Source organism: Streptomyces sp. NPDC052109, assembly GCF_040680195.1.
Lineage (GTDB): Bacteria > Actinomycetota > Actinomycetes > Streptomycetales > Streptomycetaceae > Streptomyces.
The window spans coordinates 72,582-97,406 of the sequence record NZ_JBFAWF010000003.1 but is presented as its reverse complement, the minus strand read 5'-3'; the positions used below and the strand labels follow the sequence as shown (position 1 = coordinate 97,406).

26 protein-coding genes and 2 pseudogenes are annotated in these 24,825 nt (G+C 73.2%); 12 read left to right on the top strand and 16 right to left on the bottom strand.

The features are described from left to right. Positions 1–10: 10 nt before the first annotated feature. Together AB0L59_RS09130 and AB0L59_RS09125 are read right to left on the bottom strand one after the other, a co-directional pair. A complete protein-coding gene (locus AB0L59_RS09130; protein WP_365581108.1) occupies positions 11–475 on the bottom strand; it encodes a pyridoxamine 5'-phosphate oxidase family protein in 465 nt (154 codons plus the stop codon). Between the two features lie 44 nt (positions 476–519). Then, positions 520–1,239, bottom strand: a complete 720-nt coding sequence (locus tag AB0L59_RS09125; RefSeq protein ID WP_365581106.1) for a helix-turn-helix domain-containing protein — start codon at positions 1,237–1,239, stop codon at positions 520–522. 123 nt (positions 1,240–1,362) lie between these two features. Here AB0L59_RS09125 and AB0L59_RS09120 point away from each other — a divergent pair, with 123 nt between their 5' ends. Together AB0L59_RS09120 and AB0L59_RS09115 are read left to right on the top strand one after the other, a co-directional pair. Then, positions 1,363–2,865 carry an APC family permease gene (locus AB0L59_RS09120; RefSeq protein WP_365581105.1) on the top strand — a complete coding sequence of 501 codons (1,503 nt, stop codon included), beginning with the start codon at positions 1,363–1,365 and terminating at the stop codon, positions 2,863–2,865. A gap of 17 nt (positions 2,866–2,882) precedes the next feature. After that, the gene (locus tag AB0L59_RS09115; RefSeq protein ID WP_365581103.1) at positions 2,883–4,508 is read left to right on the top strand and encodes an amidohydrolase; all 1,626 of its coding nucleotides are present in this window, start codon (positions 2,883–2,885) and stop codon (positions 4,506–4,508) included. A 47-nt stretch (positions 4,509–4,555) separates the two neighbouring features. Here the strand turns inward: AB0L59_RS09115 and AB0L59_RS09110 are convergent, their stop codons facing one another. Both AB0L59_RS09110 and AB0L59_RS09105 read right to left on the bottom strand, forming a co-directional pair. Further along, on the bottom strand, positions 4,556–5,398 hold the full coding sequence (locus AB0L59_RS09110; protein ID WP_365581101.1) for a hypothetical protein: 843 nt from the start codon (positions 5,396–5,398) through the stop codon (positions 4,556–4,558). A 92-nt stretch (positions 5,399–5,490) separates the two neighbouring features. Then, positions 5,491–6,459: a helix-turn-helix domain-containing protein gene (locus AB0L59_RS09105; protein ID WP_365581100.1), complete on the bottom strand. Its 969-nt coding sequence runs from the start codon at positions 6,457–6,459 to the stop codon at positions 5,491–5,493. Between the two features lie 71 nt (positions 6,460–6,530). Between AB0L59_RS09105 and AB0L59_RS09100 the strand changes: the two genes are divergently transcribed. Then, on the top strand, positions 6,531–7,481 hold the full coding sequence (locus AB0L59_RS09100) for an NADP-dependent oxidoreductase (protein WP_365581098.1): 951 nt from the start codon (positions 6,531–6,533) through the stop codon (positions 7,479–7,481). A gap of 153 nt (positions 7,482–7,634) precedes the next feature. Continuing rightward, positions 7,635–8,015 (top strand): anti-sigma factor antagonist, encoded by a 381-nt coding sequence (locus AB0L59_RS09095; RefSeq protein ID WP_365581097.1) that lies wholly within the window; start codon positions 7,635–7,637, stop codon positions 8,013–8,015. Between the two features lie 64 nt (positions 8,016–8,079). Here AB0L59_RS09095 and AB0L59_RS09090 read toward each other — a convergent pair whose 3' ends face one another. Next, positions 8,080–9,027: a ribose-phosphate diphosphokinase gene (locus AB0L59_RS09090; protein ID WP_365581095.1), complete on the bottom strand. Its 948-nt coding sequence runs from the start codon at positions 9,025–9,027 to the stop codon at positions 8,080–8,082. A 59-nt stretch (positions 9,028–9,086) separates the two neighbouring features. Then, positions 9,087–9,799: pseudogene (locus AB0L59_RS09085) on the bottom strand (SDR family NAD(P)-dependent oxidoreductase). A gap of 74 nt (positions 9,800–9,873) precedes the next feature. On the opposite strand from AB0L59_RS09085, the pseudogene AB0L59_RS09080 reads away from it, so the two are divergent. Both AB0L59_RS09080 and AB0L59_RS09075 read left to right on the top strand, forming a co-directional pair. Then, positions 9,874–10,696, top strand: a pseudogene (locus tag AB0L59_RS09080) (helix-turn-helix domain-containing protein). A 94-nt stretch (positions 10,697–10,790) separates the two neighbouring features. Next, complete coding sequence (locus AB0L59_RS09075; RefSeq protein WP_365581093.1) at positions 10,791–11,441, top strand: DUF4230 domain-containing protein; 651 nt, start codon at positions 10,791–10,793, stop codon at positions 11,439–11,441. A gap of 11 nt (positions 11,442–11,452) precedes the next feature. Here AB0L59_RS09075 and AB0L59_RS09070 read toward each other — a convergent pair whose 3' ends face one another. Genes AB0L59_RS09070 through AB0L59_RS09045 form a run of 6 tightly spaced genes read right to left on the bottom strand, consistent with a single transcriptional unit; the run spans position 11,453 to position 15,242 of the window. Next, on the bottom strand, positions 11,453–13,225 hold the full coding sequence (locus AB0L59_RS09070) for a complex I subunit 5 family protein (RefSeq protein WP_365581092.1): 1,773 nt from the start codon (positions 13,223–13,225) through the stop codon (positions 11,453–11,455). Beyond that, on the bottom strand, positions 13,225–13,572 hold the full coding sequence (locus AB0L59_RS09065) for a sodium:proton antiporter (protein ID WP_365581091.1): 348 nt from the start codon (positions 13,570–13,572) through the stop codon (positions 13,225–13,227). The genes AB0L59_RS09070 and AB0L59_RS09065 overlap by 1 nt, the downstream gene beginning before the upstream one ends. 10 nt (positions 13,573–13,582) lie before the next feature. Beyond that, positions 13,583–14,320 (bottom strand): MnhB domain-containing protein, encoded by a 738-nt coding sequence (locus AB0L59_RS09060; RefSeq protein ID WP_365581090.1) that lies wholly within the window; start codon positions 14,318–14,320, stop codon positions 13,583–13,585. Next, positions 14,317–14,577, bottom strand: a complete 261-nt coding sequence (locus AB0L59_RS09055) for a hydrogenase subunit MbhD domain-containing protein (RefSeq protein ID WP_365581089.1) — start codon at positions 14,575–14,577, stop codon at positions 14,317–14,319. The genes AB0L59_RS09060 and AB0L59_RS09055 overlap by 4 nt, the downstream gene beginning before the upstream one ends. Positions 14,578–14,598: 21 nt before the next feature. Continuing rightward, entirely contained in the window at positions 14,599–15,051 is a 453-nt protein-coding gene (locus AB0L59_RS09050; protein ID WP_365581087.1) for an MrpF/PhaF family protein, read from the bottom strand. Then, positions 15,048–15,242: a hypothetical protein gene (locus tag AB0L59_RS09045; protein WP_365581085.1), complete on the bottom strand. Its 195-nt coding sequence runs from the start codon at positions 15,240–15,242 to the stop codon at positions 15,048–15,050. The genes AB0L59_RS09050 and AB0L59_RS09045 overlap by 4 nt, the downstream gene beginning before the upstream one ends. Before the next feature lie 238 nt (positions 15,243–15,480). On the opposite strand from AB0L59_RS09045, the gene AB0L59_RS09040 reads away from it, so the two are divergent. Next, positions 15,481–16,146: a VanZ family protein gene (locus tag AB0L59_RS09040; RefSeq protein WP_365581083.1), complete on the top strand. Its 666-nt coding sequence runs from the start codon at positions 15,481–15,483 to the stop codon at positions 16,144–16,146. A 98-nt stretch (positions 16,147–16,244) separates the two neighbouring features. Further along, the gene (locus tag AB0L59_RS09035) at positions 16,245–17,480 is read left to right on the top strand and encodes a lectin (RefSeq protein ID WP_365581082.1); all 1,236 of its coding nucleotides are present in this window, start codon (positions 16,245–16,247) and stop codon (positions 17,478–17,480) included. Positions 17,481–17,492: 12 nt separating this feature from the next. Here the strand turns inward: AB0L59_RS09035 and AB0L59_RS09030 are convergent, their stop codons facing one another. Together AB0L59_RS09030 and AB0L59_RS09025 are read right to left on the bottom strand one after the other, a co-directional pair. Continuing rightward, positions 17,493–17,738 (bottom strand): hypothetical protein, encoded by a 246-nt coding sequence (locus tag AB0L59_RS09030; RefSeq protein ID WP_365581081.1) that lies wholly within the window; start codon positions 17,736–17,738, stop codon positions 17,493–17,495. Positions 17,739–18,181: 443 nt separating this feature from the next. Next, the gene (locus tag AB0L59_RS09025) at positions 18,182–18,985 is read right to left on the bottom strand and encodes an SDR family oxidoreductase (protein ID WP_365581079.1); all 804 of its coding nucleotides are present in this window, start codon (positions 18,983–18,985) and stop codon (positions 18,182–18,184) included. A gap of 173 nt (positions 18,986–19,158) precedes the next feature. Here AB0L59_RS09025 and AB0L59_RS09020 point away from each other — a divergent pair, with 173 nt between their 5' ends. Then, complete coding sequence (locus tag AB0L59_RS09020; protein WP_365581077.1) at positions 19,159–20,199, top strand: PHP domain-containing protein; 1,041 nt, start codon at positions 19,159–19,161, stop codon at positions 20,197–20,199. 52 nt (positions 20,200–20,251) lie between these two features. Beyond that, positions 20,252–20,908 carry an HAD family hydrolase gene (locus AB0L59_RS09015; protein ID WP_365581075.1) on the top strand — a complete coding sequence of 219 codons (657 nt, stop codon included), beginning with the start codon at positions 20,252–20,254 and terminating at the stop codon, positions 20,906–20,908. A 249-nt stretch (positions 20,909–21,157) separates the two neighbouring features. Here the strand turns inward: AB0L59_RS09015 and AB0L59_RS09010 are convergent, their stop codons facing one another. Then, on the bottom strand, positions 21,158–22,036 hold the full coding sequence (locus AB0L59_RS09010) for an alpha/beta hydrolase (RefSeq protein WP_365581073.1): 879 nt from the start codon (positions 22,034–22,036) through the stop codon (positions 21,158–21,160). 182 nt (positions 22,037–22,218) lie between these two features. Between AB0L59_RS09010 and AB0L59_RS09005 the strand changes: the two genes are divergently transcribed. Together AB0L59_RS09005 and AB0L59_RS09000 are read left to right on the top strand one after the other, a co-directional pair. Further along, complete coding sequence (locus AB0L59_RS09005; protein ID WP_365581071.1) at positions 22,219–23,250, top strand: SDR family oxidoreductase; 1,032 nt, start codon at positions 22,219–22,221, stop codon at positions 23,248–23,250. A gap of 32 nt (positions 23,251–23,282) precedes the next feature. Further along, positions 23,283–23,465, top strand: coding sequence for a hypothetical protein (locus AB0L59_RS09000; RefSeq protein WP_365581069.1), 183 nt, complete (start codon positions 23,283–23,285; stop codon positions 23,463–23,465). Positions 23,466–23,519: 54 nt separating this feature from the next. Here the strand turns inward: AB0L59_RS09000 and AB0L59_RS08995 are convergent, their stop codons facing one another. Next, on the bottom strand, positions 23,520–24,809 hold the full coding sequence (locus AB0L59_RS08995; protein ID WP_365581068.1) for an ROK family protein: 1,290 nt from the start codon (positions 24,807–24,809) through the stop codon (positions 23,520–23,522). Positions 24,810–24,825: the final 16 nt, after the last annotated feature.

Below are 24,825 nucleotides of genomic sequence, written 5' to 3'. Positions count from 1 at the left end.
GCGGCGGCATTCAGTCGGCGACAAGCCAGCGTCCGTCCCGCATCAACTCCCTTCCCTGCAGCTCGTTCTCCTCGCGCCACGCCTGGACGCGCTGCGGGAGAATCTTGAAGTACAGGTAGCGGGTGGAGAGTTGACGAGGGTCGAAGCCGGTCTTGCCGGCGAAGACCTCGGCGTCCTCCTCGGGGAGGTCCTCCGGCGTGACCGCCTGGACGGTGCCCTCGATCAGGACGACGTCCCGCGTCGGGCCGAGGCCGAGCCGGGTCCGGCCGGTGGCCACGAGGTTGCGGCCGGTGGGGCTCTCGGCCGGGGTGGCGATCAGCAGCGTGGCGCCGTCCCACACGAAGGACAGCGGCACGAGATAGGGGGCGCCGCCGTCGGGGCCGGCGGTGGCGACCCAGACGTCGACGTCGTTCTCCAGCCGGTGGAGGGTGTCCTTCCTGCGCTCTGCGGCGGTGCGGGCGGGCGGTGGGGTCATGGCGTACGGCCTCCTCGGAATCCGGATCCCGTCCAGTGTGGCCGTCAGCCCCGGGTCCCCGCACGAATGTGATCAAGGCGTGTCCGGGCGGCCGACAGGAGCAGGTCGAGGGCGGCCGGATAGGAACTGGAGCGCATGGTGGCGACGAGGCGGGAGGCGGTGGCCGAGATGTGCGGGTGGGAGTCGGCGGGCAGCCGGCCGTAGGTACTGCGCCACACCTCCGACTCGGCCTCGCGCGCGGCCCGGGGCAACGCGGTGCCCGCGGAGTCCAGGGCACCGAAGGCGAGGGCCTGGTCCACGAAGGCGTGGTAGATCCGCACCGCCTCCGGGTCCGGGAAACCGGCGCGGCGCAGCACGCCGAGGATGCTCTCCACGGCCTGGATCTCGTGGGTGCGCCCGGTGACGCGGTGGGCGCTGAGCATCGCCGCACGCGGCTGGGCGAGGGCGCCCGCGTGCATGCGCAGGCCCAGATCGCGCAGGTCGGCGACCCAGTCGCCGGTCGGCCGCCAGGTCCGCAGGGTCCGGCCGATCAGCTCGTCGGCGATGGCCAGCATCAGGTCGTCGGTGTGCCGGAAGTACCGGTAGAGGGAGCTGGGGTCGGCGCCGAGGGCCCGGCCCAGACGGCGCACGGAGAGGGCGTCGGCGCCGTGCTCCTCGATCAGCCGGAGCGCGGTCCGGACGATCAATTCCTCGGACAGCACGACGCCCTGTTTGGTGGGGCGCCGGCGCTGCCGCGCGGCGGGCGGGACGACTCGGTCGGTCATGGGGCCTCCCTGGGACGTGCCCGGCACCTTACGACAACATCGTTGACCTGTTAAGTGCCCCGGCAGTTTCATGTCCGGTCACCGGGGCCGTCCAGGCCCCGCTGTGCGAGCGGAGAACCGGCCATGAGCGACAGACCCTTCGGAGTGGATCCCCCCGCGCGGCCCGAGCTGCGCAGGTCGCTGAGCGTGGTGGACGGCGTCGCCGTCGCCGCGTCCAGTACGGCCGCCACGACGAGCATCGGCATCGGGCTCGGGGTGACGGCGGGCGTGGTCGGCCCGCATCTGCCGGCCATCATGCTGCTGGCCTTCCTGCCCGTCCTCGGCATCGCGGGGGCCTACGCGCGGCTGAACCGGGTGGAGCCGAACGCGGGCAACGGCTATGTGTGGGTGGGCCGTTCGCTCAGTCCCTGGCTCGGCTTCATGGTCGGCTGGGTGAACGTCGTGGCGAGCGTGGCGTTCCTCGCCTACACCACGGCGGTCACCGGCTCGGCCCTGCTGCAGCTGGGCGGGGAGGCGGGCCTGCACCGGATCGGCTCGCTCGGCCTCGATCCGGACTCGACCGCGCAGACGACGGCGGTGGGGATCGTCGTCCTGGTCGTCGTCACGCTGACCGCCGTGACCGGTGTCCGCACGGCGGCCCGGCTGCAGAGCGGGCTGCTGGTCTTCGAGTACGTCGTGCTGCTCGGGTTCTGCGGCTACGGCATCGTCACCGGACCGCACTCCTTCAGCCTCTCCTGGTTCGACCCGTTCGCGATCCCCTCGGCGACCGCGCTGGCGCAGGGCCTGCTGCTGTCGGTGTTCTGCTACTGGGGCTTCGAGGCGGCCTTCACCGTCAACGAGGAGGTGCGCGACCCCCAGGACGCCTCCCGGGCCGGGACCATCACCCTGGTGACCATGCTCGGGCTGTTCCTGCTCGGCTCGGTCGCCTTCCAACGGGTGCTGTCGCAGCGGGAGTTGGCCGGGCACGGCGCGCAGGGACTGGCGTACTACGGGGACCGGCTTGCCGACCAGCCGCTGGCCGCGCTGCCCCTGGTCGCCCTGATGTTCTCGGCGGTGGCCTCGCTGCAGGCCGGGGTCATCCCGACGGCGCGCGGGATGTTCGCGATGAGCCGGGACCGTACCCTCGGGCCGGTGTGGTCCAAGGTCAGCTCGCGGTACGGGACTCCGGCGGCGGGGACGCTGCTGATCGGGGCGCTGGCCCTCGCGGTGGCGGCGGGGGCGCTGGTGATCCCGCGCCTCGCCGACATGATCGACGCGATCGTGAACGCCGTCGGCATCGTCGTCGCCCTGTCCTACGCGCTCACCGCGCTGGCGGCCGCCGTGCGCTTCCGCTCCCTGCTGCGGGACGGCTGGCGGCAGGGCGTGCGGGCGGTCCTGCTGCCCACACTCAGCGCACTGGCCCTGCTGGGCCTCGGTGGCTACCTCGGCTGGTCCCTCTACGACTCCGCCGACCACCTCGAACTGCGCGCGGACAACGGCTGGTTCCTGCTGCTCATGCCGGTGGCGATGATCGCCTCCGGGTTCGTGGCGGCCGCCTGGGCCAAGTGGGTGCGCAGGTCGCCCTACTTCCGCACCGGCGCGGGCACCGACGCCGACGCTCCCGAACTGCTCACCACCTCCCACTGACCGACCAGGAAGGCATCATGCACGCTGATCTGCTGTTCACCCGCGGCCCCGTCCTCACGCCCGAGGGCCGTACCGCGACCGCCGTCGCCGTCACCGCGGGTCGTATCACCGCGGTCGGCGGGGACGAGCTGGACGACCTGGCCGGGCCGGGCACGCAGGTGGTCGACCTCGCCGGACGGCTGCTGCTGCCCGGCTTCCAGGACGCGCACGTCCATCCGGTGCCGGCGGGCCTGGAGCTGGCCCAGTGCGATCTGTCCGGTCTGACGACGGCCGAGGAGACCGTGGCCACCGTGCGGGCCTACGCCGACGCCCATCCGGAGCGGGAGTGGATCCTCGGCGGCGGCTGGTCCATGGAGGCGTTCGCGGGCGGTACGCCGACGAAGGAGCTGCTGGACGCGGTCGTGCCGGACCGGCCGGTGTATCTGCCGAACCGCGACCACCACGGTGCCTGGGTCAACAGCCGGGCACTGGAGCTGGCCGGCATCGGCCGGGACACACCCGACCCGGCCGACGGACGGATCGAGCGGGACGCCTCCGGGGAGCCGAGCGGCACGCTCCAGGAGGGCGCGATGCAGCTGGTGGGCCGGTTCACCCCGCCGGCCACACCGGCCGACCGGCTGGCCGCGCTGCTGCACGCCCAGCGGCATCTGCACGCGCTCGGCATCACCGCCTGGCAGGACGCGCTGGTCGGTGACTTCCTCGGCATGGACGACCCGGCCGAGGCCTATCTCACGGCGGCGCGGGACGGCTCGCTCACCGCGCGGGTGCGCGGCGCGCTGTGGTGGGACCGGGAGCGCGGATCCGAGCAGATCCCCGAACTCGTCGAGAAGCGGGCGGCGTTGAGCCACGGCCGGTTCCGGGCGGGCTCGGTGAAACTGATGCTGGACGGGGTCGCCGAGAACCACACGGCCGCGCTGCTGGATCCCTATCTGGACCGGTGCGGGTGCGTGACCGCAAACCGCGGCAAGAGCTTCATCGATGCCACGCGACTGCCCAAGTACGTGGTCGAGTTGGACGCCCTCGGCTTCCAGTGCCACTTCCACGCGCTGGGCGACCGCGCCGTACGCGACGCGCTGGACGCGGTCGAAGCGGCACGCGCCGCGAACGGGCCGAGCGACACCCGGCCGCATCTCGCGCATCTGCAGGTCGTGCACCCGGACGACGTGCCCCGGTTCGCCCGGCTCGGCGCCACCGCGAACATCCAGCCGCTGTGGGCCGCGCACGAGCCGCAGATGGACGAGCTGACGATCCCCTTCCTCGGGCCCGCACGGGCCGGTCGGCAGTATCCCTTCGGCGCGTTGCTGCGCTCGGGGGCGCGGCTCGCGGCGGGCAGCGACTGGCCGGTGAGCAGCCCCGATCCGCTGCAGGGCATCCATGTCGCCGTCAACCGGGTCGAGCCCGGCGGCAGCGGACCCGTGTTCCTGCCCGAGGAGCGGCTCGGCCTCGCGGACGCGCTGCGGGCGTACACGGCCGGGTCGGCGTACGTGAACCATCTGGACCACACCGGCCGGGTGACCGCCGGGGCGCTCGCCGACCTGGTGGTGCTGGACCGCGATCCGTTCGCCGGGCCGCCGGAGGAGCTCGCGGAGACGGCCGTGGCACTCACCTATGTGGGCGGGGAGCGGGTGTACGCGGCCGGGTGACCGGCACATGCCGTCACCGGTCGCGTCGCGTGGCAGCCGGTGACGGCTCAGTCGCAGGCGACGCGTCGCCTCAGCCGGGGCCAGGCCTCGACTGCGCCGGGCGTGCGGACGTAGGCGGTCGCCTTGTCGTCGGTGAGCCACAGCCGCCAGTGACGGTAGCGGTATCCGGTGTCGTGGGCGCCGGCCGGCAGGGGAACGCGGGCCCGGTACGGGGCGGTGAGCAGGTCGCCGCCGAGTGCGTCCTCGGGGTCGCGGGCGTAGGTCGCGTCGTCGAGCCGAAGGAAGTGGACGGACTGCCAGCCGCAGTGTTCGGGGCCGGTGGAGCTGCTGAGCCGGCTCACCGGCACCCGTCCGCCGTCGCGGTCCGTCCACACCTCCCAGCCCTGGGCGGCCGCGAAGGCGGCGGGGAACTCGGCGGGGTCGCAGGAGGCGTGGGTCTCCGGGCCCCAACCGGGCCGGTCCTGCTGGTCCTTGGCCACCACGACCGCCGCCTTCGTCCGGCCGCCGATGTCGTAGGAGTACAACACCCGGTCCGCCTCCCGGCGTTCCACGCGGAAGCCGTGGTCGGGCAGGGCGGCTTCGTCCATGTCGAAGAAGAGCGTGAGGCCCTCCTCGGGGGTGCCGCCGCCGTCCGAGGGGGCCCACCCGTCCGGGCCGGCGCCGTCGAAGATCTCCCCGTCGCACTCCAGCGCGCGGCCCGCCGCACCCGAGGCCAGGCGCAGGGCCCGCGGCCCGCTCGCGTCGAGCTGCCGGGTGGGCACGTACAGCGGTCCGGCGTACGCGGACGCCGGCGGGGTGCCCTTCACCACCAGGTCCGGCCGGGGACCGTCGTCGCACCCCGCCACCGTCATGGCCGTCAGCACCGCCACCGCCACAAGGCCTCTGCGCATTTCCCGCCCCCTGTTCCCACGTGCTGCGTACGGTCCTGCGACGCCTGGGCGGGCCGAAACGTTCGGCGGCCCGGAGGTTTACGCCGGAAGGCTCAGCGGGTCCGCTGGAACGTGCGCCGGTAGGCCTGCGGGGACACCCCGATCGCCGCCTGCAGGTGCTGGCGCAGTGAGGCGCCGGTGGTGAAGCCGACCTCGGCGGCGATCCGGTCCACCGGCAGGTCGCTGGACTCCAGCAGATGCCGGGCACGGGCGACGCGCTGCTGGATGAGCCAGCGGCCGGGGCTGAGGCCGACCTCGTCGTTGAAGCGGCGGATGAAGGTGCGCAGGCTCATCCGGGCATGGCCGGCGAGGTCGGACAGGGAGAGCGGCTCGTCCAGGCGCTCCAGGGCCCAGGCACGGGTCCCGGCCGTGCTCGCCGCGCCGCTGACGGGGACCGGCTGCTCGATGTACTGCGCCTGGCCGCCGTCACGGAACGGCGGGACGACACAGCGGCGGGCGACGGAGTTGGCCAGTTCGCTGCCGTGGTCGGTGCGGACGATGTGCAGGCAGATGTCGACACCGGAGGCGGCTCCGGCCGAGGTGAGCATGCGGCCGTCGGCGACGAAGAGGACGTCCGGGTCGAGGTCGACCCGCGGGAAACGGCGGCGGAACGCGTCGGCCACCTGCCAGTGCGTGGTCGCGCGGCGGCCGTCCAGCAGGCCGGCCTCGGCGAGCACGAACGCGGCCGTGCAGATCGAGACGATCCGCGCGTCCGGGCGGATGCGGGCCAGGGCCGCGGCGACCTCGTCCGGCAGCTCCGTCGGGATGTACGCGGGCGGCATCGAGGTGACCACCACCGTGTCCGCTGTCGGAAGGATCTCCGGGCCGTGGGCGACACCGACCGTGAAGTCCGCGCTGGTGTGTACGGGGCGGCCGTCGACCGTGCAGGTCAGCACCTCGTAGTGGCCGTCGGCGGCGCCGAGGATGCGGCTGGGGATGCCCAGTTCGAAGGGGTAGACGCCGTCGAGGGCCAGGACGACCACCCGCTCCGGTTCCCGCTTCGTCTTCTGCGTGCCACTCATGACACGATCCTATCGAAGCTTGGCAATCGTGCCATTTCCTGGACGGGCGGAGCCCGGCAGGCTGGGTGACCATGAGCGATGTGAACACGATGCGAGCCATCAGCCAGGACGTCCTCGGCGGTCCCGAGGTCCTGAAGGAAGTACAGGTGGAGCGGCCGAAGCCGGGCCCGAACCAGGTGCTGGTCCGGGTGCGGGCCGCCGGGATCAACCCCACCGACTGGAAGCACCGGGCCCTGGGCATGTTCCTCGGCGAGCCGCCTTTCGTCCTCGGCTGGGACGTCTCCGGCGAGGTCGCCGCCACCGGGATCGGTGTGGCCGCCTTCCGGCCGGGCGACGAGGTCTTCGGCATGCTGCCCTATCCGTACGGCCACGGCTCGCACGCCGAGTACGTGATCGCCCCGGTCCGCGCCCTGACGCACAAGCCGGCCTCGATCGACCACGCCCAGGCGGGCGCGCTGCCGCTGGTGTCCCTGACCGCCCTGCAGGCCCTGACCGAGCACGCGGACGTACGGCCCGGGCAGCGGGTGCTGATCCACGCGGCGGCCGGCGGCGTCGGGCACGTGGCCGTGCAGATCGCCAAGGCACGCGGTGCGTACGTGATCGGCACGGCCAGCGCCGGCAAGCACGACTTCCTGCGGGAGATCGGCGTCGACGAGCCGGTCGACTACCGGACGACCGACGTCACCGAGGCGGTGCGGGACGTAGACGTGGTCCTGGACACGCTCGGCGGGGACACGTCCGTGTCGTCGCTGAAGGTGCTGCGGCCGGGCGGGGTTGTGGTGTCCATCCTGCCGGGCAGTTCCCCGGGCTTCTTCGAGGAGGCCGAGCGGCTGGGCGTGCGCGCGGTGCAGATGCTGGTGGACGCCGACCGGTCCGGGATGGAGACGATCGCCGAACTGGCGGAGTCGGGGAAGCTGAAGGCGACGATCGCCGGGACGTTCCCGCTGGCCGAGGCGGCGAAGGCGCACGAGGGGGGCGACACCGGACGGACGACGGGGAAGCTGGTCCTTCTGGTCGACTGACCGCCATTGCCCCCACGACCGGGCCGGGTTACCGGGCGACACACCCCAATCTCGAAGACATATGTCAATCGAACATGCTCAAATTCCTTCTATCGAGGGTAACTTGACGTTCGGGAGAGCGACGTCCGGGAGCGGGTGGGAGGTGATGCCGTCGTGCGAGACGAGCCTGCACCGCTCACCCGTCACCTCCGTGTGTACGAGCACCGGGCACACACGGTGCTGGAGTTGCGGGGCGAGATCGACCTGGTCGCCGCGACGGCGATCGGCCCTTCGCTGGACCTGATCACCGGCCGGCCCGGTGCCCGGGTCGTCATCGACCTGCAGCCGGTGGAGTTCTTCGACTGCTCGGGGCTGCGACTGCTGTACCGGGCCCGCGCCCGGGTGCTGAGCCGCGGCGGACAGCTGCACCTGGTGTGCACGCACCCACTGACGCTGCGGGTCTTCCGGGTCACCGGTCTGTCCAGGCTGCTGCCCCCGCATCCCACGCTCGACGCGGCCCTGGCCCGGTCCGAGGCCGCGTCCGGCTCGCTGTGAGCAGGGCCGGCACACGATCCGGAGTGCCACCGGGTGCCGCGCCACTCCTTGCCGTCATGGCGCTCTACGACTGCTCGAACAGGGCGCTCACGGATTCGCCGTTGTGAATGCGCCGTACCGCTTCGGCGAGGGCCGGGGCGATGGAGAGCACGCGCAGCTTGTCGGTGTGCTCCTCCTCCGTGGGGAGCGGCACGGTGTTGGTGCAGACGATCTCCAGCACGTCCGGCTGCTCACTCAGCCGCTTGAGCGCACCGGCCGCGAACAGCCCGTGCGTGCACGCCACCCGGACCGAACCGGCGCCCAGCTCCCGCAGACGGTCGAGCAGTTCCAACACGGTACTGCCCTTGGCGATCTCGTCGTCCAGCACGATCACGTCCCGGCCGGTGACGTCGCCGATGACGGAGCTGATACTCACCCGGTCGTCCGCGAACCGCTGTTTGGCGCCGGCCGCCACCGGGGCGCCGATCAGCCGGGCGAAGGCGGCGGCCTCCTTGGCGTTGCCGAGGTCCGGTGAGACGACCGTGGTCCGCGTCAGGTCGTACCGGCGGAAGTGCGCGGCGAGTTCACGCAGCGCGTTCAGATGGTCGACCGGCACCGAGAAGAAACCGTGCACCTGCGGGGAGTGCAGGGTCATGGCGAGCACCCTGCTCGCGCCCGCCGCCACGAGCAGGTCGGCGACCAGCCGGCCGCCGATGGAGATGCGCGGGGCGTCCTTCTTGTCGGAACGGGCGTAGGAATAGTGCGGCATCACGACGGTGATCCGGGCGGCGGAGGCACCCCGGGCGGCGTCGCACATCAGCAGCAGCTCCACCAGGTGCTCCTGCACCGGCCGGACCAGCGGCTGGATCAGGAAGACGTCCCGTTCCCGGCAGTTGGCCTGGAGCTGCACCCCCAGACAGTCGTTGGCGAACCGGCTGATCTGGGTCGGGCTCAGCGGGACCCCGAGGTGCGCGCAGACCTCGCGGGCCAGCTCGGGATGGGCGCTGCCGCTGAAGACGGCGATGTCTCGCACGATCCGCTCCTCGCAGAATCGTCACGGGCTGGACATTCATGCTACTGGCGGCACCCCGCTCACCAGGGCACCGGCGTCCCGTCCGAGGAGAAGAACCCGCCGGTGGGCCCGTCGTCCGACAGCAGCGCCGGCCGTTACGGCCCCGCGCGCACCTTCCTGCGGGTCGCCGCCGCGAGCCCGGGCCCGCGGGTTCAGATCGGTGGCCCGCGCGCCGGGCGCGAGCGCGTTGATCTTGAAGCGATCGCCGAGCGTCTGGGCGTGGAAGACGGTGAGGGCGTTCAGCGCGGCCTTGGAGGAGCGGTAGGCGGCCCGTGGCCGTTTCCGGGGGTGAACGGGGCCGGGGCCCGGTGCTCCAGGTGAGGGAGGCGGTGCCGCTGGAGACGTTCACGATGCGGGGCCGGGCCGAGCGGCGCAGGGCGGGCAGGAAGGCGTTGGTGACGGCGACGACACCGAAGACGTTCGTCTCGTACGTCCGCCGGAAGTCCACCGGCGTGGCCTCGTCGGGCGGGCCGAGGTCGACGGCGATGCCGGCGTTGTTGACCAGCACGTCCAGGCGGCCGACGCCGGTCGCGGCGCGCGCGATGCCGTCCACGTCGGTGACGTCCAGGACGAGTGGGCAGGCGCCGGCGCCGGTCTCCGCGGCCGCCGCCTCCCCGCGGCCGGCGTCGCGGCCACCGACGTACACGAAGAACCCCTCGGCTGCGAGCAGGCGGGCGAGGTGCTTGCCGATGCCCTTGTGGGCACCGGTGACGAGTGCTGTGCGATCGTTCACGGCAGCCACGGTTCCCCGGCCGGCGCCGTCCTGCCAGGGATCACCTGTACCAGGCAGGGCGAGGAGGCCGCGGCATGGCGAGACAGGAACTGGCCCGCTTCCTGCGGGAACGCCGGGCGGGACTGAGCCCTGGCGAGGTCGGGCTGCCGGCCGGCCCCCCGCGCCGGACACCCGGCCTGCGCCGGGAGGAGGTGGCGGAACTGGCCCATGTGTCGGTCGACTACTACGTCCGGCTCGACCAGGCCCGCGGCCCCCGTCCCTCCCCCGGGTCCTCGACGCGCTCGCCGCCGCGCTGCGGCTCGCCCCGGCCGAGCGCAGCCATCTGTTCCGGCTGGCCGGCTCGGCCGCGCCGCCCGCCGCCCGGCCCGTGCGGCGGGTGCGGCCGCAGGTGGCGCGGATGCTCCAGCGGCTGCCGGGCACCGCGGCGATCGTCACCGACGCCACCTACGGGCTCGTCGCCCGGACCCCGACGGCCCGGGCCCTGCTCGGCGACGACCTGGCGCGGCACACGACCAACCTGGCCCGGCGGCGCTTCCTCGGCGAGGGGCGGAGCTACGAGACCTCCGGCGCGCGGAAGTTCGGGCACATCGCGGTGGCTCGGCCGCGCCGGGCCGCGGAACGCTACCCGCGGGATCCCCAACTGGCGGAGCTTTGCTGGAGTTTCTGACCGGCAGCGCGGAGTTCCGGAAGATCCGGCGGGCCCACCCGGGGCTCGCGCCGGGCCACCGCGCCAAGACCCTGGACCATCCGGAGCTGGGCAGGCTGCGGCTGAACCGCGACGTGCTGCTGGTGCCCGAGGGCGACCAGGAGGTGGTCATGATCACGGCGGCCCCCGGTTCCCGCTCCGCCCGCGCCCCGGAGTCCCTCGCGCACCGGCCGGTGTCGCCCGGACGGTGACCCGGCGCGTACGTCAGAGGGGCGATTCGGCCAACGCACCGGTCTGACGGGCGCGTCGGCGGGCATCCGGTCAGCAGGAAGGAGGACCGTCACGATGACGACTTCCGTCAGGCGCCTGCCCGGCTGGGCCAAGGCCGTCGCCGCGCTCGTCCTGGTGCTCGCCGTGCTGTTCGCCGGGATCCGGCTGGCCGTACTGCCGGGCATCAAGGACCTGTTCGGCACCGAGACACACGACCGTTCCGGTCCCGCACTCCTCAAGTCCCTCAACGACATGAGCCGTTACGACGCCGCCTCGGGCGACTTCCAGGTGGTCGTCGATCTGGAGAAGGACGCGAAATACCTGCCCGACGCGATCCGCGGCACCCGCACCCTTTACGTCGGCGCGGGCACCGTGGACGCGTACGTCGACCTCGGCCAGGTCGGCCCGAACGACGTTTCGGTCAACGGCGACCGCACGGCCGCCACGCTCCGGCTGCCGCACGCCCGCCTGGGCAGGCCGGCCCTCGACCCCGACCACTCCTACGCCGTGTCCAAGCAGCGCGGGCTGCTGGACCGGCTCGGCGATCTCTTCTCGGACAACCCCGACAGCGAGCAGGCCGTGCAGAAACTCGCCGTCCGGCACATCGGCGACGCGGCGCGGAGCAGCGGCCTGGCCGCGCGCGCGGAGACGAACACCACCGGCATGCTCCAGGGTCTGCTGCGCTCGCTCGGCTTCACGCAGGTGCACGTCAGCTACGGCTCCTGACGGGCTCGTGCTCAGCCGCCGAGCACCCCCGGCAGGGCCAGGGCGCCCAGCACCGTGGCGCCCACCAGCAGCCAGGCCACGTAGTCGCCGACGTGGCCGGACTGCAGGCGCCGCAGGGACCGGGCCCAGTCGGGGGCGGCGGTCCAGTGCGGACGGGTCACGGCGAGGCCGGCGAGGGCCGCGGCCAGCGCGCTGGAGGCCAGCCCCAGCAGCACGCCGTGCGCCGTCCACTGCGCCGAGGCGTGGGCGCCGCCGGACCCCGCCTCGTTGACGGAGCGGGCGACCAGGTCGCCGAAGCCGGGCACGGCGCCGACGGCGAGGGCGGCCACGAGGAGCACCGCGGGCACCGTCCGCATGGTGTCCGGGATCCGGCTCAGCGGGCCGGTCGTCTCGGGCTCCTCGCCTGATCCGCTGGTCTCCAGGTCGGCGTCGGCGTCCTCGGGGCGCGGTCCGAGGCCCAGGAACACCCGTGCGGTGACCCGCAGTGCGGCACCGGCTGTGATCGCGGAGGCCACCACGTACACCACGGTGAGCGGGCCGCCGACCGCCTCCTCTGCGACCGCCTTGCCGAGCCCGGTGCCGAACGGGGGCAGCCCGGCGAGGCCGAGGGCGGCCACCCCGAACAGCACCGCGGTCACCCGCTGTTCCCGGGCCCGGCCGTGCAGGGCGTGCTCGTCGAGGCTGCCGTAACGGTCCAGCAGCACGCCCGCGCAGGCGAACAGCGCGGCCTTCACCCCTGCGTGCCCGAGGATGTACAGGGCGACCCCGTCGTCGCCCTCCGGGGTGAGCACTCCGAGGCCGACGAGGAACAGGCCCGTGTGGGCGACGGTGGAGTAGGCCAGGAGCCGCTTGATGTGCCGTTGGTACCAGCACATGACGGCCCCGGTGGCGGCCGTGAGGGCGCCGAGGGTGACCAGGGCCCGGGTCAGGTCGGCGGCGGGGATGCCGCCGGGTCCCGCGAAGACGGTGCCGTAGACGCGCCAGACGCCGTAGGAGCCGAGTTCGACCATCACCCCGGACAGCAGCATGCAGACCGGGGTGGGGGCGACGGCGTGCGCGTCCGGGAGCCAGAAGTGGAAGGGCACGGCGGCCGCCTTGACCAGCAGCCCGGTCAGCACCAGCACGAACGAGGCGAGGACCAGCGCGTCCGGCCCGCCCGGTCCGGCCGCAGTGTCGAGGCCGCGCCCGATCTTCGTCATGGCCAGCTCGCCGGTGCGGGCGTACAGCAGGCCGATGCCCATCAGCATGGCGTACGCACCGAGGGAGTTGACGACCCCGAAGGTCAGGGCGCCCTGTACGGCCTTCGGGTCGTCGATGCGGTAGCCGGTGAGCGCATAGGCGGCGACGCTCATCAGCTCGAAGAACACGAACGCGTTGAACAGGTCGCCGGCGATGGCGAACCCGCACATGGCGGCCTGGAACACCAGCATCAGCGCGGTGAACGCGCCGCTGTGGCTGCGCGGGGGTTCGTCGAAGTAGCGCCAGGAGTAGGCGAGGGCGGCGAACGTCAGCAGAGACACCAGCGCGGCCATGCCGAGCGCGGGGCCGTCACCGACCACGACGATGCCCACGCTCTCGCCGCCGACCGGCAGCCAGGCGCCGACCCACTCGACCATCGGCGGCGAGGAGTTCAGCAGCAGCACGATCGCGAGGGCGGCCGTTCCGCCGGAGACCACGAGGCCGGTGACCTCGGCGGCGGTCCTGGGCAGATGACGGCCGACGGCCACGAGCACGGCGGCGCCGAGCAGCGGGATCGCGACGAGCAGGGGGAGCAGATGGTGCATCAGCCGCGCAGCTCCCGCAGTTCGTCGGGGTCGACCGTGCCGTGCCGTTTGGCGATCTGCAGGACGAGCGCGAGCAGCAGCGCGGTGACGGTGGCGCCGACGACGATGTCGGTGAGGGTGAGCGCCTGCACGACCGGGTCGACCACGGGCCGGGAGCCGGGCTGGATGTCGGAGAAGACGGGGGCGGTGGCGCCGTCGCGGTAGCCGACCGCCAGCAGCAGCACATAGGTGGAGCACTGGCAGATGGCGAGACAGCCGACGGCGTGGATGAGGTTGCGGCTGGTGGCCAGGCCGTAGCAGCCGGTCAGGAAGATGTAGGCGGCGACCAGGTAGGGAAGGATGTGCATCACGGTGTTCTCAACTCCGGTGCTCCTCCTCGATCTCGACGGCCTGGTCGAGGAAGTTGGCGAGCAGGACGACGACCGCGCTCGCCACCTCCATGCCGACGGCCGCGTTCAGCAGGGGGACGGTGCCGCCGGAGGACAGCGTGTTGAACGTGCCGTACGGCAGCAGCGTGTTGGCCAGGAAAGCGGTGCCGGCCAGGACTCCGGCGACGCCCAGCACGACGTAGCAGGAGACGGCGAGCGCGTCGGAGGTCTCGAAGACGGCGAGCGGGCGGACCCGTTCCAGCGCGCGGTAGTCGGCGCCGAGGTACAGCAGGTGCAGGGCGGTCGCGGCGACGACCCCGCCCTGGAAGCCGCCGCCGGGGCTGAGCTGTCCGTGGGCGACGACGTAGAGGCCGGTGACCAGGGCGACGGGCAGCACGAGCAGCGCGTAGCGGCGTACGGGCCGGGCCACTTCGGCGGGTTGCGGCCGTGCCCGGTGCTCGTCGTGGGCCTCGCGCAGCAGCACCACGCAGCCGAGGACGGCGGCGAACAGGATGCTCATCTCGCCGAGGGTGTCGTAGGCGCGCTGGTCGAAGTTGACGGAGGCGATGGTGTTGGCGGTGTGCCGGATGAGGGAGGCGTGCACGGCCCGCGTGCCGTAGGGGTGGCTGCGGCCGCCGAAGCCGGGCAGGTCGCGGCAGGCGGCGACGAGCAGGGCGGCGACGCCGGCGCCGCCGACGGCCAGGAGCGCGAGCCGGAGCCGGTTCACCGCGCACCGTCCTTGGGCCGGCCGCGGCGTCTGACCTTGCGCACCGACAGCATGATCAGCAGCGGGGTCAGGGCGGAGCCGACGGCCAGCTGCGACAGGCCCACGTCCGGCGCCTGGAGCACGGTGAACAGCACGGCCAGGACGGACCCGAGCACGGACAGCACCAATGCCTGGCGGGCGGGGTCGCGCTGGGTCACGGCCGCGGTGGCGGCGGCGGCCGTCAACAGCAGCGCGACGACGATCACGGCATCGTCCATGCCGCACCTCCCCGGGACGCGTCAGCCACCGCGCACCCCCCGGAATCCGCCCGACAGCGCGCGTGAGGCGATCACGTTGCCCGCGATCAGGAGGAGGCCGATGACCAGCAGTTTCACCATCGCCCGGCCGGGCCCGGCGGCGGCGCAGACGGCGGCCACGACCCCCGCGCTCACGCCGGCGGCGGTCCAGGTCAGCCCCCAGGCGCTCGGCCGCTCCCCCTCCAGGTCGTCGGAGAGGAGCCGGGCGAACACGAGCGTGCCGATGGGGCCGAGCAGGGCCAGCAGCAGGGCGAGGTCGACATAGGCGGGGCGGCCGTAGCCCTGGGAGAGCAGCAGCAGGGCCGGGCACAGGGCCATGGTGGTCATGTTCTGGGCGACGACCCGGCGGGCCGGCGGTCCGGTGGTGACACCCCACAGGGCGGCCGCCCCTCCCCCGCCCAGTTGGACGGTCGCCGCGAGGATCCAGCCGTTCACCGCCAGGTCACCGCCCGTCGGCCGGCCCGCGCCAGCAGGGCCCCGACGGCCGCGCTGCTCGCGCCGACGATCCGTTCCAGGGTGTCCACCGACGTGATGAGCACCAGCCACAACAGCGCCAGCGCTCCCCACCAGAGCAGGACTTCACCGACGGCGAGGAGGACCGTGCGCGGGGCCGTACGCCGGGTCATCGACCACCTCCTCGGTCCGCTCTGCAGGCATGCGCGGCGATATGTCCGATACACCGCTCGGGCATCCAAGCACCGCCGGGGCCGTGGAGGGCGGCGGCGCGCGGACCCGCAACCGGAGTGCCCCGGGAACGTGAACGGAAACGCCGCTGCGCACCGGAGCCGTCCGGGCGGCGGCATCCCGGGGCGGTTGCCGGGTAACCGCCTCACGACACGGGGAAGTTCGCGACTGGAGGACCACATGGCCCGCACCGTCCCGCATCTGCCCGCCGTGCTGCGCCCGCCCGGGAAGCGCCGGCAGACCGATCGGGCCCGCCCGCGGCGGCCGAAGGACCGCACGGGCCGTACCGGCTCCCGTCTGCCCGCCGCACTGCGCCACCCCTTCGGGAAGCGGGGGCGGGCCGAGCGGACGCGGCCACCGGCCGCACGGCACGCCCTTGCCCTGCCCCTGCGGCTGCTGGCGATGCTGGTCGCCTTCGCGTGCATGGTGGCGTTCGCCGTGGCGCTGGCCCGGATCACGCTGGAGCCGTCACCCGCGTCGGTGCATCTGACGCACAGCAACCTGCACCCGGGCCGGTCGCTGCGGGCCTACCTGGAGCAGGCGCGGACGGCGGACGCGGTGAAGCAGATCGGCGGGAACCTGCTCCTCGGTGTCCCCTTCGGGGTGCTGGTGCCGGTCCTCGCGCCGCGCGCCCGAGGGCTGTTGCGCGTACTGGCGCTCACGGCGATGGTGATGCTGATGGTGGAGCTGGTACAGGGGGCACTGATCACCGGGCGGGCCTTCGACATCGACGACGTCCTGCTCAACACCGGCGGCGCGCTGCTCGGCTGGCTGCTGCTGGGACGGCGGCTCGGGCGGGCGGTGCACCGGCGGGTGCGCGAGCCGGCAGCGGGACTGATCAACTGACGTGACGTCAATAACAGGTCCGTACCAGAGTATTGACGCCCTCTTTTCTCACTCCTTAAATCAAGAGGCATCTCACCCCCCACGCCGAACGGAGAGCCATGGTCTCGCCACGCCTGCTCCGCAGATGCCTCCTCGCCGCCCTGTCCGCCGCACTGGTCGGTTCCGCCGCCGTCGGTCCGGTACGGGCCCAGGCCGCCGTGCCGGCGGCCGCGACGGTCACCACCTTCTCCGACAACTTCGACGGGCCCGCGGGCTCCGCGGTCGACTCCTCGAAGTGGAATCTGGAGACCGGCGACAACGTCAACAACCACGAGCGGGAGTACTACACGTCCGGGACGAACAACGCGGCCCTGGACGGCCAGGGCCACTTGGTCATCACGGCCCGCAAGGAGAACCCCGCCGGCTACCAGTGCTGGTACGGCACCTGCCAGTACACCTCCGCCCGGCTGAACACGGCCGGCAAGTTCAACGCCCAGTACGGACACGTCGAGGCGCGCATGAAGATCCCGCGCGGCCAGGGCATGTGGCCGGCGTTCTGGATGCTCGGCACACCGGTGAACTGGCCGGACTCGGGCGAGATCGACGTGATGGAGAACGTCGGCTTCGAGCCCTCGACCGTGCACGGCACCATCCACGGCCCCGGCTACTCCGGCTCCGGCGGCATCGGCGCGGCCTACACCCTGCCCAACGGGCAGGCCTTCGCGGACGCCTTCCACACCTTCGCGGTCGACTGGTCGCCCGGCTCGATCACCTGGTCCGTGGACGGGAACGTCTACGAGCGGCGCACGCCCGCCGACCTGGGCGGGAAGACCTGGGTGTTCGACAACAAGCCGTTCTTCCTGATCCTGAACCTGGCCGTGGGCGGCTACTGGCCCGGTGACCCCGATTCCAGCACCCAGTTCCCGCAACAGCTGGTGGTGGACTCGGTGTCGGTGACGACGAGCGACAGCGCGGCCGGGGTGCCGATACGCGGGCTGGCCGGCAAGTGTGTGGACGTGGCCGGCGCGAACTCCGCGAACGGCACGCCGGTGCAGCTCTACGACTGCAACGGCACGGCCGCGCAGCAGTGGACGGTCGGCTCCGACGGCACCATCCGCGCGCTCGGCAAGTGCCTGGACGTCACGGGCAACGGCACCGCGGACGGATCGACGGTCCAGCTGTGGGACTGCACCGGCGGCCCGAACCAGAAGTGGACGGTCACCGGGGCGCACGACATCGTCAACCCGCAGGCGAACAAGTGCCTGGACGTCACCGGGAACAACTCGGCCAACGGCACGCGCCTGCAGATCTGGACCTGCACGGGCGGGGCCAACCAGAAGTGGACGGTCGGCTGAGCCGCATCCCGCTCAGTGCGGCGTCCAGGTGTACTTGTCCCCGCCGACCCAGCGGACCACGTCGGGGTCGTCGAGGTCGTGGATGGTGATGCCGTACGAGGCGGCGGCCTCCAGTACGTCCGTGACGGTCCTGGCCTCACCGATCACCTGACCGTCGATCTCCATGATCCGGAAGGGCCGCTCGCCCGGCTTGCCCGGGCACACTCCATGCACCAGGATCCGCGGATGGGAGATGTAGGGAGCTGCTTGTTCGGTCATGCAATAGAGCCTAGAACTCATCGCGCGCCGACGAGTCATCCAGGGCGGCCGTCCAGAAGATCGAGTACCGCCGCCTCCACCGCGCCCTGAGTGGTCGGGCGCCCGAAGTCCCCGTGTTCGCCCAGCCGGGTGCGCACGGGGACGATCGTCACCCCTGATCGCACACGTCCGCCGATCGCGGGCGCCGCCGCGGCGGACGTGCTCGCGGAGCATGGCCGTCAGTCCGCAGGTCTCACCGACGCGGGTGTGCCGGTCGCGGCCGATGCGGAAGAAGCCGAGGTCGAGCTGGCGAACCGCGCAGGCGGTGACCCGGGGACGGCCGAGCCCGCGCCCCGCGAGGTCGATTTCCCCCGGCTGTCGGCGTGGCGGAAGCCCCGGCCGCAGCGGATGCGTCGGTGGCCGGGGCCGTCGCGGGAGCTGATGCGCGGCCTCAGGACCCGGCCTCAGGGACGGCGCCAGTCGTCGCTGGTCAGATGGGAGCCGGCCTGCGGGCCCATGCGGAGCATGCCGCCGTCGACGCTCCAGGAGGCGCCGGTGACGTACGAGGCGTCCGGGCTCGCCAGGAAGGCGATCACCGCGGCGACCTCGCGGGCGTCGCCGGGGCGCCCGAGCGGCACGCCGGGCCGGTGTCGGGTGTGCACGTCGGTGTCCTCCTGGCCGGTCATCGGGGTGGCGATCTCGCCCGGCGCGACCGCGTTCACGGTGATGCCGTACTCGGCGAGTTCCAGCGCCATCACCTGCGTCAGCAGGCCGAGTCCGCCCTTGGCCGCGCAGTACGGGGCCGCGCCGACCCTGGGCTGGTGCTCGTGGACGGAGGTGACGTTGACGATCCGGCCGCCGTCGCCCTGCCGGATCATGTGCCGTGCCGCGTGCTGCCCGCACAGGAAGGGGCCGACGAGGTCGACGTCCAGGACCCGGCGTACGTCGGCGAGGGTCAGGTCCAGGTAGGGGGTCATGACGCCCGTACCCGCGTTGTTGACGAGGACGTCCACACGGCCGAGTTCGGCGCACAGCTCGTCGACGGTGTCGGCGGCCTCGGGCAGCCGGGTGAGGTCCAGCTGGGCGACGGCGGAGCGGCGGCCCGTGCCGCGCACTTCCTGTGCCGTCTGCTCGGCGCCCTTCTCGTCGGTGTGCCAGGTGATGCCGATGTCCAGGCCCGCCTCGGCCAGACGCACCGCGGTGGCCCGGCCGATTCCGGAGTCCGCGCCGGTTATCAACGCCGTGCGCCGCGCGGCTGGTGTGGGCATGGGGAGCCTCCTTCGCGGTGTGTCACCGGACGCGTCACCGCAGTACCCGGGGGCGGGGTGGGCAAACGGTTCCGGTTGCGTGGTGGGCACCGTCGTGGCCGTCCGCGCATGGTGGGCGGCTTGTCGCGCGGCTCCACGCGCCTGTCCGGGGCGCCTCGGGCACCCTGGGTTGCATGGATCCCGTCGCTGCTCTGGAGCGGATCGCCTTCCTGCTGGAGCGGTCTCTCTCGCCCACCTACCGGGTGAAGGCCTTTCGTACCGCCTCTCGGACACTGGCCGCGTTGCCCGCCGACGAGGTGGCCGAGCGGGCCGCGTCGGGGACGCTGGAGGCGCTGAAGGGGGTCGGGCCGAAGACCGCCCAGGTGGTGCGGGAGGCGTTGGCCGGGGAGGTGCCCGGATATCTGCGGAAACTGGAGGAGGAGGCCGGTACGGCAGCCCGGTCCGGCGCCGGGGCGGAACTGAGGGCGCTGATCCGGGGGGACTGCCACACGCACTCGGACTGGTCCGACGGGGGCAGTCCGATCGAGGAGATGGGGCGGGCGGCGGCCGCGCTCGGGCATGAGTGGACCGTCCTCACCGACCACTCCCCGCGGCTGACCGTGGCCCGCGGGCTGTCGCCGCAGAGGTTGCGCGAGCAGCTCGACGTGGTGGCGGAGCTGAACGCGCGCTGGGCACCGTTCCGGCTGCTGACGGGCATCGAGTGCGACATCCTCGAGGACGGTTCGCTGGACCAGGAGCCCGAGCTGCTCGAGCGGCTGGACGTGGTGGTGGTGTCCGTGCACTCCAAACTGCGGATGGACGCCCGCTCGATGACCCGGCGGATGGTGGCCGCCGTGCGCCATCCGCACGCCGACGTGCTCGGGCACTGCACCGGGCGCCTGGTCACGGGGCGGGGGCGGCCGGAGTCGGAGTTCGACGCGGACCAGGTGTTCGCCGCCTGCGCCGAGTCCGGTACGGCCGTGGAGATCAACAGCCGGCCCGAGCGGCTGGACCCGCCCCGCCGGCTGCTGCGCCGGGCCGTGGGCGCGGGAGTGCTGTTCTCCGTCGACACCGACGCGCACGCGCCCGGCCAGCTGGACTGGCAGATCCTCGGCTGCGCCCGGGCCGAGGAGTGCGGGGTGCCCGCCGAGCGGGTGGTGACCACCTGGTCCGCCGACGAGCTGCTGGCCTGGACCCGGGAGGGCCGGGTCCCGGCGCGCGTGGCGGGTTCCTGACCTGACCGGCGTGGTACCCGGCTGCACGCGAGAGCCAGGAAAGGATGCCCGGATGGACCGAGCCGCCCTCTTCGACGTCGACGGGACCCTCGTCGACACCAACCACCTGCACGTCGTCACCTGGTGGGAGGCCTTCCGCCAGGCCGGGCACGACGTACCCATGCACGCGGTGCACCGGGCCGTCGGCCTGGGCTCCACGGATCTGGTCGCCCACTTGCTCGGCGACGGCCGCGACCGGGATCAGGACGACGAGCTGAGCGCCGCGCACAAGGCCCTGTACGGCCAGTACTTCGACCGGCTGCCCGCCCTGCCGAAGGCCGGGGAGCTGCTGCGCCGACTGCACCGGGGCGGCTGGACGGTCGTCCTCGCCACGTCGGCGAGCGGCGCCGAGCTGGGCGCGCTGCGCCGGGCGATCGACGCCGACGACGCGATCACGGACACGGCCAGTGCGGAGGACGTGCGGGAGGGCAAGCCCGCACCGGAGCCCGTGGAACACGCGCTGGAGCTGGCCGGGGTGCCGGCATCGCGGGCGGTGTTCGTCGGGGACACCGTGTGGGACATGCGGGCGGGCAGCAGGGCCGGGGTGCGCTGTGTGGGGGTGCTGTGCGGCGGGATTCCCCGCGCCGACCTGGAGGAGGCCGGAGCGGAGGCGGTCTACGCCGACCCCGCCGACCTGCTGGAACGGCTCGACGGGAGCCCGCTGGGCTGAGCACCACGCGGCGTGGTGCAGGTCACATGGTCGGGCGGAACACCCTGGGGTGGTTGTCCGTTGAACAACCTTGGGTGCGGATGGGACAGTGTCCCCGGGCCTCACTCTGTGCCCACAGGGACGATCGTCAGGCTGAAGCCCTGTGGAGCCCTTCGCCGAGAGGCGACCGCCATCCGTGCCCGCCACCTGGCCGCCCCGGTCGTGATTCCCCCGTCACGGCCGGGGCTTTCCCCTGGGTCACCGGCTCCGTCACCGGCCGGCCGCTCCGGCGCCGGCCGGCTCGTCGCCGCGGGCGGCCCCGGCGTCGATGAACTGCCGCAGGTCGGCCGTGAGTCGTGCGGCGTGCGTGGCGAACAAGCCGTGGCCGCCGTTCTCGTACACCTTCAGGGTGCCGTCCGGCACCAGCCGGGCCGCCCGCTCACCGGTCAGCGCCGACGGCGCGGAGGTGTCGTGGGTACCGTGCACGACCAGCACCGGGAGATGCAGTGCGGGCAGCTCGGCGGCCAGGTCGAGGGCGGCAACCACGGCCCGGACGCCGTTCGCGGCACGCGGAGTGGCGCTCAGACAGCGGTCGATCATGTGGCGGACGTAGGGCGGCGACACCTGGTTGCCGGGCAGGTGTGCGGCGAAGAAGTCGTCGGCCAGAGCGGTGAAGTAGGCGGCCCGGTCCCGGCGGAACACCTCGTCGTCGGCCCGCACCGCCTCCGGGTCCAGCCCGTCCGGCGTGCCCGGCGAGCGGACGACCCCGGGGCTGACTCCCGCGACGAGCGCGACACGGGCCACGCGGGCGAGTCCGTGCCGGGTCAGGCAGCGGATCACCTCGCCGGAGCCCACGGAGTGGCCGATCAGCGTGACCTCGCGCAGGTCGAGGTGGTCGAGCAGGCCGTTCAGGTCGTCGGCCAGGGTGTCGAGGTCGTAGCCGGACCAGGCGTCGTCGGAGCGCCCGTGGCCGCGGCGGTCCAGGGCGACGCAGCGGTGTCCGGCCTCCGCGAGGGGCAGCATCTGGTACTCCCACATCTCGTGCCCCAGGTAGGCGCTGGAGACGAAGACGGCGACGGGCCCGGTCGCGGGGCCGTGGTCGACGTAGTGCAGACGGGTGCCGTCGACGGGGCTCTCGTAGTACGGCATGGGTGCCTCCTCGGGCTGTCGGACCAGGTGCGACGCGGCTCGGTCGCGCTGACGTCCTCGATGCTCCCCGGATCCCGCGCACCGGTCGATTACCTGCCGCGTCATGGCCGGGTGCGGGTGTGCGTGCGCCCGGGCCCGGGTACCCGGCCGTCCGCCGAACCGTGGGCCGAGAGGAGCCGAAGGTGAGCAGCGCAGTGGGCAGCAGGGTCGTCGTCACGGGCGCCACCGGCAACGTCGGCACCAGTGTCGTGCGGCTGCTCTCGGAGGACCCCGGGATCAAGTCGGTGCGCGGACTGGCCCGGCGGACGCCGGCCTGGTCGCCGCCGATGACCGAGTGGGCCGCGGTCGACATCGCCTCCGAAGAGGCCAACCTGGCGGAGCGGTTCGAGGGCGCGGACGCCGTGATCCATCTGGCCTGGGCGTTCCAGCCGACGCACGATCCGGCGGTCACCTGGCGGACCAACGTGCTCGGCGGCATCCGGGTGTTCGAGGCGGTCGCCGCGGCGCGGGTGCCGGTGCTGGTGCACGCCTCGTCCGTGGGCGCGTACTCGCCGGGTCCGAAGGACCGTGCGGTGGACGAGTCCTGGCCGACGCACGGCTGGCCGGACGCCGCGTACTGCCGGGAGAAGGCCTATCTGGAACGCACGCTGGACGTGTTCGAGCGGGACCATCCCGAGGTGCGGGTGGTGCGGATGCGCCCGGCGTTCCTGTTCAAGTGGCAGTCGGCGAGCGAGCAGCGGCGGATCTTCGGCGGGCGGTTCCTGCCGGGCCCGCTGGCCCGGCCCGAGCTGCTGCCGTTCCTCCCGGACGTCCCGGGGCTCAGGGTGCAGGCACTGCACACGGACGACGCCGCGGAGGCCTACCGGCTCGCGGTGCACGCGGACAGCGCGCGGGGCGCCTTCAACCTCGCCGCGGATCCGCCGCTCGACGCCGCGGTACTCGGTGAGCTGCTGGGCAGCCGCCCCGTGCGGCTGCCTCGTACGGCGGCCCGCTCGGCGATCGCCGCCGCCTGGGGGCTGCATCTGCTGCCGGCCTCACCGCACCTGTTCGATGCCGTGCTGCGGCTGCCGCTCATGGACTGCGGCCGGGCCCGCACCGAGCTGGGCTGGCAGCCGCGGCACACGGCGACGGAGGTGCTGCAGGAGTTCCTCGACGGCCTGCAGAAGGGCGCGGGGATGGACACCGAACCGATGCGCGGACGGAAGGTCGGCTGACACGCCGTACGCCCGGCCGAGGGGAGAACGTCATGGCCGCACAACGTGAGCCCGAGCAGGGCCGTCCCCCGGGACCGGGTCCGGTCCCGAGGGACATGCCCGACCAGCAGGCGGGCGCCGGCGAGGATCGGTGGGAGGTCACGCCGGGCAAGCCGCCCGAGGAGGACAAAGCCCCCGCCGAGGACGCACCCGACAGCGACGAGCCCCCCGCTTGAGCGGCGCGCGGCTCGGCATCGACGCGGCGTCGGCGACGGCCGGGCGGCGGTCGTTCAGCGCGGTGCCCTCTGCCGGAGGGCCGCGCGCCAGGCGGGCAGCCGGTCCTCGGTGATCGGTTCGGGACGTCGGCCGCCGCTCGCGAAGAACTCGGCCAGCGGCAGGATCGCCGCGCCGACGGTGACCGCGTCCGGGCCCAGCCGGCCGAGGTCGATGGTCACCTTGTCGGCCGGGTGGCGCAGGGCGTACGTCGTCGCGTACCGGCGTACGGCGGGCAGGAAGCGGGTGCCGAGCTGGAGCCCGGCCCAGCCGCCGATGAGGATCCGTTCCGGCTGGAAGAGGTTGATCAGGTCGGACAGGCCGGCCCCGAGATACTCGGCGGTCTCCTCCAGCACGGCCAGCGCGACCGGGTCGGGCTCGGCGCCCTCGGGCGGGTAGGCCGCGGCGAGCATCGCGGTGAGCGCGGTCTCCTCGTCGGTGCCCGCGGGCGGCCGTCCGCCCTCCTCACGCCAGCGGGCGAGCAGCGACTCGGCGCCCGCGTAGGCCTCCAGGCAGCCGGGCGCCCCGCAGCGGCAGCGGCGCCCGCGCACCCGTACGGTCAGGTGCCCCCACTCGACCGCCCGCCCGTTCTCCACCTCGGGAGTCACCACGCAGGCGCCGACGCCGGAGCCGAAGAGCACGACCACGGCGTTGCGGGCGCCGCGACCCGCGCCGAACCACATCTCGGCCTGGCCGAGCGTCTTGGCGCCGTTGTCGATGAAGTACGGGATCTCGTCGGGAAGCCGCGAGGCCGAGCGGAGCAGCCGCTCCAGCGGGACCGCGTCCCAGCCGATGGTCTGCCCATGGACGACGGCACCCTGGTCGGCGGCGTGCTCGACTATTCCGGGGACACCCACGCCGACGCCGAGCAGCCGCTCGGGCACGGCCTGTTCGGCGCGGAGCACCTCGGCGATGCCGTCGCGGATGTGCCCGGCGATCACCTCGACGTCGTAGCCCTGGGGGGTCAACCGGCGCTCGGTGCGGGCGAGTTCGGTCAGGGCCAGGTCGAACAGCTCGACCCGGACCCGGGTCTCGCCGACGTCGACGCCGATCAGCTGACCGCTGTCGGGGGCGACGCGCAGCAGGGTGCGGGGCCGGCCGCCGTCGGAGTCGACGCTGCCGGCCTCCTCGACCAGGCCGTCCGCGATCAGGTCGGCGACCACGTTGCTGACCGAGCCGGAGCTCAGACCGGTGGCCGGGCCCAGCTCGAAGCGGCTGAGCGGCCCGTCGAAATAAAGCTTCTGCAACACGGCCGTGCGGTTGCCCCGCCTGAGGTCGCGCACCGTGCGCCCGTTGCGCCCCGCCATACCGCTCCCTTCACGA